Source organism: Siphonobacter curvatus, assembly GCF_002943425.1.
Classification (GTDB): Bacteria; Bacteroidota; Bacteroidia; order Cytophagales; family Spirosomataceae; genus Siphonobacter; species Siphonobacter curvatus.
The window spans coordinates 35,526-48,743 of record NZ_PTRA01000012.1 but is presented as its reverse complement, the minus strand read 5'-3'; the positions used below and the strand labels follow the sequence as shown (position 1 = coordinate 48,743).

Genomic DNA, 13,218 nt, shown 5'->3' with positions numbered 1-13,218 from the left:
AGGGTGAGTACGAGCCCAAGGATTCCAACAAGAGCTCGGCGGGACGGAAGGTTAACCGCAGAACGGAGATCATTCTCACGCCTCGTCTGGATGAGTTCTTCCAACTCCTGACCCCTCAACAAGGTCAAGCTAAGTAAGCACTGGATTTTTCTATACTAAAAAAGCCCACTTTCAACAAGTGGGCTTTTTTTATTCCGTTACTAAACCTGATCCTAATGACTGGTTTGAATCATTTCATATTCTTCTTCCGTTAGTCCTGAGCTTTCTATCCATTCCTGTACTTCGGGCATATCCATGTCCTGAATATAGTCGTACGGATGCCGGGCGTTGATACGTTCGGCGATCGCTCGCCCTTCCGTCTGCTCGATCAGGTAGCCTACCGCACAAATGGTACCGTTTTTATCCATAAAACAGGGTTTGTATTGACCTACGTTCGGCTCACTTTGGGGAAAGTTGCCAGCCTCCCTGTATTGCTGTAATAGGTCTAATAACCGTTGGCGTTTTTGTTGGAGATGAGCGGGCAGATGGGTTACAGAGCTTTGTCGCAACTTGTCTTCTACGTACGCTAAATGCGTTTCAATACGAAGCGACTGCGGGGTTCTCAAATCAGGTTTACGGCCATAAGTGGCAATGAAGCTTTCATCGCCCAATACAGTGTTGATGGGTTGCAGTTGCTGTTGCGTGGATGCTAACGTGATGCCTAGGAAAGCAGCCATCACCATAAAACCCAGCATAGTGAGTACTTTCATGATAGATAAAGGTATGGAGGACCTTGTAAAGACCCAATTTCGATTTAAAGGGTTGGAACGGCTTTTATTCTTTCGATAAAAATTGTTTTTTAAGTTCTCGTGTCATCAAATCCCTTCTCAAACGCCTACCTTTGTCAGACTGATCGCATAAAGGGGTGCCCTACCTAACGGGCTGAGATCATACCCATTGAACCTGCCACGGATAATGCCGTCGAAGGGAAGCGTAGATAGTCTGAAAACTTGTATTTCTTCGGATTATCCCAGCATCAATACTCTTATCCATTTATGTACTGAAACCCGGACGGGCTTCAGCCCCTTAGCCTGTCGTAGCTATACGACCATGCATACAAGCTTTACTCACGCAGTAAAACTGCCCCATTTTTTGGGTAAAGGTTTTCTACTTTTTTTCCTATTACTTTCTTCGCTGTATTCGTTTGCTCAGAAAAATGCATCGGGTACAGTAACGGACGCGTCGGACGGTCAGCCCCTGCCCGGAGCTAGTGTACAGGCAGTTGGAACGCGAAGAGGCGTAACCACGAAAACGGATGGGAGCTTCTCATTAAGCAATCTACCTGATCAGGTGACGACGCTTGAAATCAGCTACGTAGGCTATGAAAAACAGCGTATTGACCTGACTGCTACGCAGCCGTTGCGTATTGCTCTGGTACGTAGTTCGTTTACCGCAGATGAAGTAGTAGTATCCGCGACTCGGGCCAACCAGCGTACCGGAATGGCGTATACGAATGTAGGAGGCGAAGAAATTCAGAAACAGAATTTGGGTCAGGATTTACCCGTACTTCTCAATTTTCAACCCTCACTAGTAACGACTAGCGACGCCGGAGCGGGCATTGGTTATACCGGCTTTCGGATTCGTGGCTCCGACGCAACTCGGATTAATGTAACCCTCAACGGCATTCCTTACAATGATGCCGAGAGTCAGGGGCTCTTTTGGGTTAACATGCCCGATTTTGCGAGCAGTACAACCAGCATTCAGATCCAACGCGGCGTGGGTACATCGACCAATGGAGCCGGAGCTTTTGGGGCGACGGTAAACGTCCAGACGAATGAATTTCGGAAAGATGCCTATGCTGAAACCAATCACAGCGTGGGTTCTTTTAATACATTGAAAAATAACGTACTGGCGGGTACGGGACTCATTAACGGAAAATTTACCGTAGATGCCCGTCTGTCCAGACTGACCTCGGATGGTTACGTAGATCGGGCTTCTTCCAACCTTAAATCGTTTTACTTGTCGGGAGCGTATTTTGGAAAAAAGTCCTTTGTACGGATTAACATTTTTTCCGGCATTGAGAAAACGTATCAGGCCTGGAATGGCGTGCCGGAATATTTGTTAAAGACGAATCGTACCTACAATAGTTTTACGTACGACAACCAGACCGATAACTACCAGCAGGATAATTACCAGTTACTGAGTTCGCATCAGCTTTCCCGTAACTGGACCTTCAACTTCAACCTTCACTATACGAAGGGACGTGGCTATTATGAAGAATATAAACCCGGCGAAAAACTCAATAAGTATGGACTAGCTCCGGTCGTCATTGGCGGGGTTACCGTTGATACGACTACGCTCATCCGCCGCAAATGGCTTGACAATGATTTTTACGGAACGGTATTCTCGCTCGACTATGATTCCTTTAAGAAGCTCAAGGTAAATATTGGTGGAGGTTGGAATCGTTATACGGGTAAGCACTTTGGTGAAATCATCTGGGCTCGCTTTGCCAGCAACTCCAACATTCGTACGCGGTACTACGAGGATGATGCGACTAAAACCGACTTCAACTTATACGCTAAAGCGTATTACCAGTTGACGGAAGGCTTGAACGTTTTCGCAGACGCTCAGATTCGCCGGGTTCACTACGATTTTCTGGGAATTAACAGTCAATTGCAAAATGTACAGCAACAGGCGGATCTGAATTTCTTTAATCCTAAACTGGGTTTGAATTACCAGATTAGCGAACAGCACTCGGCGTACGCTTCATTCAGCGTAGCTAACCGGGAACCGAACCGTGACGACTTTACGCAATCAACGGCCCAAAGTCGCCCAAAAGCTGAACAGCTTCAAGACTGGGAAGCAGGTTATCGTTTACAGGCAGGCAAACTGGCTTTCACGGTTAATGGCTATTACATGAACTACAAAAACCAGCTGGTACTGACGGGTAAACTTAACGATGTGGGCAGTCCCACCCGCACCAACGCGGGCAAGAGTTATCGGATGGGTCTGGAAGTAGAAGGCGGTTATCAGATCGCTAAAACCTTGACCTTGAACGCCAATGCTACCTTTAGCCGGAATAAAATCAAAGAATTCCGTTCGTACTACGATAATTATGATGACGAGACGCAACAGGAGCAAATTTCCAGAAATACGGACATCTCTTTCTCACCGAACGTAATTTTTGGCGGACAACTACTCTGGAAACCAATCAAAAACCTGGAGCTGGGATGGTTGGCCAAGTACGTAGGAAAGCAGTATTTGGATAATACGCAGGATGAAGGTCGAAAACTCAACGGCTATTTTACGAACGACATTCGCACTATTTACAGCATCAAGCCCAAGTTCGTCAAGGAAATTAACGTGAGTCTATTACTAAATAACGTTTTCAATCGACTCTACGAATCCAATGGTTATACCTTCAGTTACGTTTCTGAAGGACAGTTGACTACTGAAAATTACTACTACCCTCAAGCTGGTTTCAACGTTTTGCTGGGTGTAGGCATCAAATTCTAGTTTAATGCTGCCCAACAAAAAATCCGGTAAGTAGCCTTACCGGATTTTTTATTGGGCATTTATAGCAAAAGTTCAGGTTGGATAAACGCTTACGAGAATGACCGTTTGGTTTCGCTTTGGACGTCTGAGTACGTTTGTTTTACTTCATCAGCGAAGTCTTCTGCTTTGGCAGCTGCTTCACCCTTCAGTTCATACGCACTATCTTTGAAATCCTCTACTTTTGCTTTGGCTCTGCCTTTCAGCTCATAAGCTTTCTCTTCGGCTTCATCAGCGAATTCACCCAGGGAGCTCTTGCCTGCTTCGATTTCGTCGAGCATTTTGCTAGCCCAATCGTTAACGAAACGTTTGATTTTTTTAACGTTTTTGTTGCCACTTTCAGGAGCAACGATGATTCCGATTAGTACCCCTACAGCTCCGGCAGCGGCAAATCCTAAAAGACTTTTATTAGCCATTGTTGAATATTTTGGATGATATAACCCCGTTAGGAGGTCTATTCGTTAGTTCTTCAAATCTCTTTTGATGTCATCAAACGTTTTGTCAACGTCTGCTTTGAAGGATTTCCAATCGCGTTTCAGACCACCTTTCAGTTCGGTCATGTTTTCGTCGATTTTATCTTTTCGCTTTTCGAGCCGATCTTTCCGAGCTTCCCAGCGGGCTTTCTCTTCGCCTTTAGCGTTGTCCAGCTTCGCGTCGATTTGCTTCAATTCAGCATCGATATTGTCGCGTTGGGCTTCCATTTTAGCAAGAAACTCACGTTCTTCTTCTTTCAGCTCGGCGTTTACTTCCGCCCGTTTCTCAGACGCGTCATTTTTTGCTTCCTGTAAGTCTTCATTAATTTCCGCTTTCTCTTCGCGTGCTTCTTGTTTAGCATCAGCTAAGCTCTCTTCGGCACTCTTCGGTTTTTCTTCGCAGGAGGTCAGCGTGAACATTCCTAATGCTAAAGCGGTACTAAGGGCAATCAAACTTTTTTTCATGGCAATAACGCAGGTTGGAATAATTTTAAGTGATAGGTTGACACTCGGTAATAATAAGTTGATGGTAACGCAGGTTGGTTATAAATTCAATTATTCAGGTTGAAGTACTTTGTCTTTAAAGGTTGGTTGACGGTTGTGGATATGTTTAAATGCGTTGAAGGCATTTTAGATGACTATACCGGTTAAAAACCGATACCAAACGGATATCAACCTAAAAACAGGGGAAATAAAATCCCAATATTCCTCCGTATATAACACCGTTACGTTGACTACTATACACGATCTTTCTAAAAACCATTAAACTAAAAAGGGCCAAACGTCTTCCGTTTGGCCCTTTTTATAGAAAGCAAGTAAAAGATTAACTTAGTAAGTAAGCTTTAAAGTCAGCAAAATTGCTGCTCATGGGAATAGCTTCCTTAGTCTTGTCGAGTAATTCAGCCAATCGTTCAGGAACGGGTAGTGTAGTACCAAGCGTCGCCTCCATGGTAGGCAGAAACTTCGCGTAATGAGCCGTAGATAAGAATACGCCCGTTACCTCTTCCTCCATCCCGGCTACCGTGTCTTTTAGTCCTTGATATGCAATGGCCGTATGCGGACAGAGCAAATAAGCCGTCGAATCGTAGGCGTGGCGAATGGCATCCTGCGTTTGTGCGTCGTCGTACCAGATGCCCGTTATCAAATCCTTAGCGGTTTCCCATTCACCGCCGCTTAGGAGCAGTAAACGCGGGAAGTTACTGGGATTACCCACATCCATCGCGTTCGAAATAGTTTCCTGTGAAGGTTTGGGCTCAAATACGCCCGTTGACAAATAGTCGGGGACCACGTGATTACTATTTGTCGCCGCGATAAACTTACGTACGGGCAGACCCATGCGGTAGGCAATGATTCCCGCCGACAGGTTGCCAAAGTTTCCACTCGGCACACTGAATACGAGGGGCTTCCCTAAGTGCTTCAGCCGAGCGTATGCATTAAAATAATAGAACGCCTGGGGAATTAAACGACTGATATTAATTGAGTTAGCTGAAGCTAAGTTAAATTTCGCCCGTAAATCAGCATCCAAAAATGCTTCTTTCACCAATCGCTGGCAATCGTCAAAAGTACCTTCTACTTCCAACGCCGTAACGTTGGCTCCGAGGGTGGTCAATTGTTTCTCCTGAATGTCAGAGACCTTTCCACGGGGGTACAAGATCGTTACCTTAACGCCCGGAGTTTGGTAAAACCCTTGAGCAACGGCTCCGCCCGTATCACCAGAGGTAGCTACGAGAATATGAATTTCCTTGGCCGATTTTTCCAGAAAATAGGACATCAATGCCGCCATGAAACGAGCCCCAAAATCCTTGAAGGCCATGGAAGGCCCATGGAATAATTCGAGCACGTACGTATCAGGTTCCACCGCTACTACCGGAGCATCGAACGTAATGGCCTGATCGATGATGCGTTTGAGGTCGGCTTCGGGAATGTCATCGCCAATTAAAGCCTTGGATACTTCCAACGCAATCTCGGATAGTGATAAATCCTGAATCGTTTCAAAAAATGAAAGCGGAAGGGTCGGAATATATTCGGGCATGTACAACCCATTATCGGGGGGCAACCCACGAAAAACAGCCTCTTCTAAGCTAACGTCAGGACTCTGGTGCTTGGTGGAATATAGTTTCATCCGAATAAGTTTTCAATTTACCGTTCCGTCTTTCCAGCAGCCTCTTGCCTGAAAACCACCGCCTGCGTAACAGTAAATCGTTTTTAATAAAACGAGGACAAAATTCGGGGTTTCCCCCCGGCCTGCCAAATAGAATTTTGTGAAATTATGCCAATAGCCGCTGAATTTGTTCTTCCGCCTGATCCGGTTCGTCAAACCAGTATTCTCGCAATAGCGGAGCAATCTCCAGTCGAATGATGCGTAGGAACCATTCTTTTTCGGGCATTTGCGGATGGGTGAAGTAACTATGACCAATGAGATATCCACTGCCTAGATTGCGATCATTGTGGATAACTTTGTTGATAAACTCCAATTTATTCACTAAAATGTGGATAAACTCCGTGGATAGACCTTCCTTTTCTAGTAACGCTTGAAACTTGACACCAAAGGCTGGAGCTAACTCGATGAAGGCAAAACGTCTCCGCAGGGCGTAATCTACCAGAGCCAATGAGCGGTCGGCGGTATTCATGGTCCCAATCAGATAGACATTGGCGGGTACGAAAAAGCGTTCTTCCGAATAGGTCAGCGTAATGGCGTGAGCAGGGCCTCGTTTATCGCTTTCCATCAATTGAAACAATTCCCCAAAAATTCGGCTTAAGTTGCCTCGGTTGATTTCGTCGATAATGAATACGAAGGGTTGGTCAGACTGCCCAGCTCGCTTACAGAATTCGTAAAATACGCCGTTTCGCAAATAAAAATTACCCGCTCCATCGGGTCGTAGTCCCTGCATGAAATCTTCGTAAGCGTACGACTGGTGAAACTGAATCGTTTCAATACGGCTTTCGTCCCGAGCACCCAGTAATGTATAGGCAAGCCGTTTGGCGACAAAGGTTTTCCCCACCCCGGGAGGCCCCTGCAAAATCAAATTTTGCTTGTACGCCAATGCATCCTGAATTTCCTGAAAGCGTTCCTCCGAAAGAAATAATTCCTGCAAAGCGTCCGCTGCGGTATAAGGTCGGGGCTGATACGCTGGTGTGGGTTCGGCAACGACCGGGGCCGGTGTCGATACAACCGCTTTTTTTGTGGATTTCTTAGGCGTTTTTCCTTCCTGATTGAATACGTAGTAATCGCTACGCAATCGTTTCAAGAACTCTACCGCCGTTTCGTAGGATTGAACGTTCTGGACGGAACCTTCAAAAGAAGCCTTATTAGTAAGCCCAGACCATAAACCAGCTTTTAATCCATCGGCCGTGATGGTCAGAAACAGGTGATGGCATTCCTGATGCGAGCGAAAGCGGGCCGGGTATAAGGCTAGCCAGCATACGAGCGAACCAAAATTGGTGCTTCCCCGGAAATCGACAGTATGCGTACGGTATTCACTCAGGCCCAGCGTTTCGGCAATAGCAGTAGTAATTTCCTGCAGGGCTGGCTTGATAAGATTGGATTGCAGTTTTCGGTAAAAAATCGGGTACAACAACCGGAAGTACAGACTTTTACCCTGACGGCGATACACACTGAACGAATCTCGCGGCTCGGAGTTTGCCAGCCCTTCAACCACTTTTAATCCGTACTTCTGAAAGTATTCGGTATCTCTGCGTTCGATGCGTTCGCGGTAAAAATCCACGTCTTCTGCACGCAGGGGCGGGCGTTCTTCCTGCAACTGATTCAGCACTTCGTAGCGGAGCAGTTTAATAGGCTTGAACTGTTTTTCAACGACTTTGTACTCTTCCAGCAACTGAGCAATCACGGCTTTGTCGATGGCATTCAGTTCAGCAAACAGAGCATCATCATCCGATTCCAGCCTTTGCAGATAGCGGGCAATCTCCTGAATACGCCGAATGGTTTCCTGAATCTGGGTCATGGGTTACTGGGTACGCTGGTAAAATTGTTCAATCTGGTTACTCAGATCAACCAGCTGGTTCTCGGGCAAATTTCCTGAAAAGTATTGTACCTGCCCGATTCGGCCCAGTAATCGATCAATTTCGGAACGCTCGAGTCCGCTTTTTGCCGTCAGTAGTTCTTTAAATTCTTCGTCCAGCTCCGTCGTTTTCAGACCAAACCGCTGGCGTACGTACGTCAGCCAATGCTGAATTTTCTTTTCGGCAATCACGCTATGATCGGCCTGATGGTAGTATAACTGGCCTACCGTTTCGACGAATTCCAGGGAGCTGTTCCGTAGCGGCTCCAGTACCGGAATGACGCGTTGTCGTCGTTTACTTTCAAAGAGTACAAACAAAAATAAAGCCGCCAGCGTCAGGTAATACGCCCAGGTTAAGCTCGGACTGGTAAAGAGAAAGCGGAACAAGCTTTTTTCACCTTCGCGACCCTGTTCCGTATACTCATCCCAAAGAATGGGTAGATTGGGTAAGTACGAAAGGGCCCGAAAGGCATAATTGGCGTCACCCTGTTGCAGGAGGTAATAATTGGTAAAGACTTCCGGAGCCGAATGCAGGTACAACGTACCCGCTCCGAGGTTGAATTTCAGGAAATTATACTGCCCGTGCTGGTTTACACCCAAAACCGTAGCGTTTTGTGTAGACTCAGTGGTCAGAAGATGATTTTCCGCGGTTTCTCTTTCCAGAACAAAGCCCTTACCCGGTCGTTTGAAGGCCGGATTTGTCAGGTTCAGAGCCATCGTATCGAGCCGAAAGCGGTTGTAAAAAGCCTGTTGATCTTCGTCCGGCTGAGCCTGCTCCTGATAGGCCCGATTGAAATCAATGAGATGATTGGTACCTATTTTCAGGTGCAGTGAATCCAGGAGGAGCTTTGGAAAACCGTTGGCCGAAAGAAAAACGACATTTCCGCGTTTCAGGTACGCAAACAAAGCCTTTACGTCGGCGTCTTCGAGCGTACAGTTTTCGCTGATGTATAAGTAAGTACTGCGGGGAGCGAGTTGCTGTTCCTTCCAGAGGTTATAAAAAGGCAGACGTACCGAGTGAATGGGTTGTTTCGGAAACAGTCCCGGCAGCAGGTCATAAAGGGCTTGGGTAGCGAAAGGCATTTGCTGGTCATTCCGATACGTCCGCGTCCAGTCGATAGGTCGCGGACGGAAGTACTCCACGGCCACAAACAGGACGATGATACTGAGCAGAAAGAACAGAAATTTCGAATGCTTCACGAACGGGAAAACGTTATAAATATAAATTGGAAGGGAGTTGGGTTTGTACCCTAGGCTAGTGATTATGGAACTCCTACGGAGTTAGTACAACTATCTAACTGAAAACTCTAAACCCTAAACTCATTAAACTCCTGTTGAATTTCACGGTATCGTTCTTCCGTTACCGGAAAGTCGCCGTACCAGACGTATTCAAACAACGAAGTCAAATGTTCGAATGTAGGCCGTAACCCGGGCTGGTTCACCTCGTAGACATACGTACGGTTGGTTTTATTGATTTGCCAGGAAATCAGCTGCCGGTCGGCCATGGTCTTGAGGGTTTGCAGGTACAACAGTCGTACGGCCAGTCGGTAATTGTGCTGATGAACCGCCTGATCAATCGCTTCCCGAAAATCAATCGCGTGAATGTCTTCCTGCATCAGCGAATAAGGAAGCGTGGATCGTTTCGATTTCCGCTGGAACAGACCCATTTTGTCCATGCCCATGAACTTATACAGCACAAATACGACCACGGCCGTAATAAACAGAATTTGTACCCATTCACGGCTTTTTCGGGTATCGGTACTGTAGAGAAACTCGAAAAGCCAGGCTAGAAATCGTTGCCAAAGCTCATCGATCAAACCCGAGGGTGGTTCCACATCGTGACCATACTGGTATTCGCGGGCCTCTTTAATCTCATTCCAGCGTTCGGACAGGGGTTGCCGTAACGTTGGTCTGGCAGGTTCGGCAGGAAGAACCTTTTTACCTACACCCGTAGCCTCCTTCTGAGCGTATGCTCCCGAAAGCGGAAACCAGAGCAGACAAGCAATCAGCCAGTAGTAAAGTCCCTTAATACGCATCGTCACGGCGATTTTGCTGACCAATGGCTTCAATTTCCTGCATAAGGCCAATACCTTCTTTCTTTTCCACGAGCGAAAAATACTGAAATCCGAGAGCTACATCGACCAGGGCCGAAAGAATGGTCGTACCTGTTACGGCTATTACCGAACTAAGCATCGTTACCCACTGCAGGTCATCTCCTACCACTTTCAAGGTTTGCAGAAACATGACCAGATACATGGGAATGGACAGAATTCCTCCTAAAAAGCTGGCTGCCAACGTGACCAGTATCCGGATACCGAAGGTAGTCAGGGCGTCGCCCCAGCTCATCGTTACCAGTTCATGCGAACGTTGTAGAGCCTGCGAAGGTCGCCGCTCTTCGCGAACTAGACTGATCGTACCTAAACTAAACGTGGTATACGGGTATGCTACCGGTAGAAAACACAGGACAAAGCCCAGTAGTAAAGAGAACCCGTATATCACGTACAGAAGTAACGTAGGTAATAAATTTCGCAGTACGATTCGCCAGACCTCGGCGGGCTCAATAGGCTCGTCACTGTCCATGTACCGTACCAGATAACTGCTCACGACCAGGGAAATGGTAATACTCGCCAGGAGACTAAACAGAATACTCATCAAATACGAAGGCCCGAAGAAATTGCTGAAGCGAGAGGCACCCGCCAGTCCCAATCCCGAACTGAAAAGCTGCGATTGGTATAAGCCCGTAGCGATTCCAGAAATCAGCGAGAAAGGAGCCGCGAAATACAGCAAAATAGGCCCCAGTGTACGCAGGTTTTGAAAGGTAAACTGAAAGGTAACGTTAATGATTTCGCTAAAATTTCGCTCTTCGCGAAGTTGAATGGTACGCATAAGTACGTTTTTAGGCTAGGATTGGGGAAGTCGCAAGGTGGCTCTCCGGTTCAGCTGGATCGGATACCAGACGAAATACCAGCCAATAAAAAAGGCCGAAGCCGCGATGATGAGTATACTAACGGCCGGGTACAGCGGCTGTCGGGTTACGAAGCCTTCCAGAAAACCTGCCGTAATGAAAATGGGGACCAGGCCAATTGCAATTTTCATCCCCTGACGAGCTCCCCGCTGGAAAGACTCAAGCCGGGAGTAAGTTTTAGGAAACAGAATACTATTCCCGATCGTCAGCCCCGCACAACCGGCAATAATGATGGCTGAAATTTCGAGCGTGCCGTGAATCCAGACCGTCAGCAGAGCCGCCCGAATGACGCCCTGCTGGTACAGAAACGTAAAAAACGCTCCGAGCATGACGCCGTTTTGAAACAGTACATATACCGTTCCTACTGACAAAGCAATGCCATACACAAAAGCCGCAAAAGCTACGCGTACGTTGTTAAGTGTAATGGTAAGGAAAGAGACGGTCATTTGCTGGGATTTATACACCGCCATCGGATCACCGCGTTGGATATTTTCGAGCGTCATGTTGACATACTGATCCCCCAGAATGAGACGAACGAAACTTTCGTCGTACAGCGTAGAAATCACGCCCAGCACCGTAGCGGCGAAAAAGAACAGAAAGGCATACAGCAACGTTCGATGCGACTGGTAAAACAGAAAGGGTAACTCGTACGCCCAGAATTGGACGAAACGATTGCTTTTTTCCTTGTGGTTGGCGTAGATTTTCTGGTGAAACCGCGTTGCCAGCGTATTCAGGTAGCGGGTAACGGGCGAATCGGGATAGAACGTACGGGCGTACGAAAGATCGTCGGTCAGTTCAATAAACTGTTCCGATAATTCATCGGGATTCTTGGTCCGATGGTCTTCGTAATACTTCCACTTTTCCTTGTTTTTCTTAATAAATACCGCTTCTCGCATGGGCTTCTCCGCTTAAACCAGATAACTGCGACTAAACTATCGGGCTATCGGCCAAAATAGCAAAAACTTTTTCGTAATTCGCTGCGAATCCCAAAGGATTCATTGGATCCTTTCCCCAGAACGAATTTTCTGTTTGTCGATTCACGAGAACCATCCGTTGCCTAACTCAGCCATGTCTACGCATTTATCCATCCAAACGACCCAGAATGTTACGCTGGAATTTCTGCCCGCTAGTATTGGCGACCGAATTCTGGCTTTTCTTATTGATCTCGTAATTATGGGAGCGTGGTTGATTCTGGGGTCCCTACTCTTCAGTACTTACCTGACCAATGTTGTAGAGAATACGAGTGTTCTGTTCGCTATCTATATGCTGGTGATTGCTCTGCCCGTCATGGGCTATAGTTTACTGTCGGAAATCTTTATGAACGGCCAGTCGGTGGGTAAACGGGTACTGGGACTTCGGGTCGTACGCCTCAACGGTACATCCGCCAGTGTGGGGGATTATTTTCTGCGATGGCTACTTAGAATGCTTGACATCTGGATTTTTTCGGGACTGGTGGGCTTGATTACCATGGCGATCTACCAGGGTCAACGGCTGGGTGACCGGGCCGCTAAAACGGCCGTGGTGAAATTACGGCCACCCGTACGACTGGATGAACTCACCCAAGATGACCATCCTGAGTACCAGGTGCTATTTCCGCAGGCTTTACTGCTTTCCGACCGGGATCTAAATACCATTCGCCGGGTACTTCGCAAAACGCAGCAACACCATACGTTCGATTTACTGGCGATGACTGCCCAACGGGTAAAAGACGTTACGGGTATTCAAACCGACCTCGACGACTGGGTGTTTCTCACTACGCTTTTACAGGATCATACCGTATTAGCGGTACGGGAAAGTGTATAGAAAGCCGGAATCAGATTAGATCGGCTGGCGTTCCGGACCCATCAGAACTACGATCATCGTAGCCACCAGTAAAGCTAGATACACGAGTAGCGTGACGCGTTTGGGAGCGTAAGTCCAATATTTGAAAATCAGTAATCCACTTCCAACCAACCCAATAATCAATACACTTCGGTTACGATAATCGGCGAGATTCGCATACAGACGGGTGTAGGTCGCTTCGTCCTGATAGGATTGGTACAAGTCATAACCCGTTAACAGTCCAAACACAAAAAGTAGCGATACACTCGCCAGAAGCAGATACGAAGGCAGGGTTTTCCACATGATACGGTGACATTATTCCTACAAAGATGTTCAAGGAACGACTCCATTTTGATACGTAAGGATATAAATCATCCAGGCTACGAAGAAGATTATTGCCAAAATAGCA

General features: G+C 47.0%; 12 protein-coding genes. 2 read left to right on the top strand and 10 right to left on the bottom strand.

Going from position 1 to position 13,218, the window contains the following annotated elements; genetic code table 11:
* Positions 1 to 212 precede the first annotated feature (212 nt).
* Positions 213 to 749 (bottom strand): hypothetical protein, encoded by a 537-nt coding sequence (locus tag C5O19_RS25685; RefSeq protein ID WP_102202413.1) that lies wholly within the window; start codon positions 747 to 749, stop codon positions 213 to 215.
* A gap of 340 nt (positions 750 to 1,089) precedes the next feature.
* Here C5O19_RS25685 and C5O19_RS25680 point away from each other — a divergent pair, with 340 nt between their 5' ends.
* Positions 1,090 to 3,495 carry a TonB-dependent receptor gene (locus tag C5O19_RS25680; protein WP_207766557.1) on the top strand — a complete coding sequence of 802 codons (2,406 nt, stop codon included), beginning with the start codon at positions 1,090 to 1,092 and terminating at the stop codon, positions 3,493 to 3,495.
* 89 nt (positions 3,496 to 3,584) lie between these two features.
* Here the strand turns inward: C5O19_RS25680 and C5O19_RS25675 are convergent, their stop codons facing one another.
* The 8 genes from C5O19_RS25675 to C5O19_RS25640 form a co-directional block, all read right to left on the bottom strand.
* Positions 3,585 to 3,947, bottom strand: a complete 363-nt coding sequence (locus tag C5O19_RS25675) for a YtxH domain-containing protein (RefSeq protein ID WP_104716226.1) — start codon at positions 3,945 to 3,947, stop codon at positions 3,585 to 3,587.
* A 45-nt stretch (positions 3,948 to 3,992) separates the two neighbouring features.
* A complete protein-coding gene (locus tag C5O19_RS25670) occupies positions 3,993 to 4,469 on the bottom strand; it encodes a sll1863 family stress response protein (RefSeq protein ID WP_104716225.1) in 477 nt (158 codons plus the stop codon).
* A gap of 358 nt (positions 4,470 to 4,827) precedes the next feature.
* Positions 4,828 to 6,126 carry a threonine synthase gene (thrC, locus tag C5O19_RS25665; protein WP_104716224.1) on the bottom strand — a complete coding sequence of 433 codons (1,299 nt, stop codon included), beginning with the start codon at positions 6,124 to 6,126 and terminating at the stop codon, positions 4,828 to 4,830.
* 145 nt (positions 6,127 to 6,271) lie between these two features.
* A complete protein-coding gene (locus C5O19_RS26150) occupies positions 6,272 to 7,966 on the bottom strand; it encodes an AAA family ATPase (protein ID WP_165796132.1) in 1,695 nt (564 codons plus the stop codon).
* A gap of 3 nt (positions 7,967 to 7,969) precedes the next feature.
* Positions 7,970 to 9,223: a DUF4350 domain-containing protein gene (locus tag C5O19_RS25655; protein WP_104716223.1), complete on the bottom strand. Its 1,254-nt coding sequence runs from the start codon at positions 9,221 to 9,223 to the stop codon at positions 7,970 to 7,972.
* A gap of 107 nt (positions 9,224 to 9,330) precedes the next feature.
* Positions 9,331 to 10,059: a DUF4129 domain-containing protein gene (locus tag C5O19_RS25650; RefSeq protein WP_104716222.1), complete on the bottom strand. Its 729-nt coding sequence runs from the start codon at positions 10,057 to 10,059 to the stop codon at positions 9,331 to 9,333.
* Positions 10,049 to 10,909: a hypothetical protein gene (locus tag C5O19_RS25645; RefSeq protein ID WP_102200801.1), complete on the bottom strand. Its 861-nt coding sequence runs from the start codon at positions 10,907 to 10,909 to the stop codon at positions 10,049 to 10,051. Before C5O19_RS25645 ends, C5O19_RS25650 begins: the two co-directional genes overlap by 11 nt.
* A gap of 15 nt (positions 10,910 to 10,924) precedes the next feature.
* Positions 10,925 to 11,884 carry a stage II sporulation protein M gene (locus tag C5O19_RS25640; protein ID WP_104716221.1) on the bottom strand — a complete coding sequence of 320 codons (960 nt, stop codon included), beginning with the start codon at positions 11,882 to 11,884 and terminating at the stop codon, positions 10,925 to 10,927.
* A 172-nt stretch (positions 11,885 to 12,056) separates the two neighbouring features.
* Between C5O19_RS25640 and C5O19_RS25635 the strand changes: the two genes are divergently transcribed.
* Entirely contained in the window at positions 12,057 to 12,791 is a 735-nt protein-coding gene (locus C5O19_RS25635; protein WP_104716220.1) for an RDD family protein, read from the top strand.
* A 15-nt stretch (positions 12,792 to 12,806) separates the two neighbouring features.
* Here C5O19_RS25635 and C5O19_RS25630 read toward each other — a convergent pair whose 3' ends face one another.
* On the bottom strand, positions 12,807 to 13,112 hold the full coding sequence (locus tag C5O19_RS25630) for a hypothetical protein (RefSeq protein ID WP_104716219.1): 306 nt from the start codon (positions 13,110 to 13,112) through the stop codon (positions 12,807 to 12,809).
* Positions 13,113 to 13,218 lie beyond the last annotated feature (106 nt).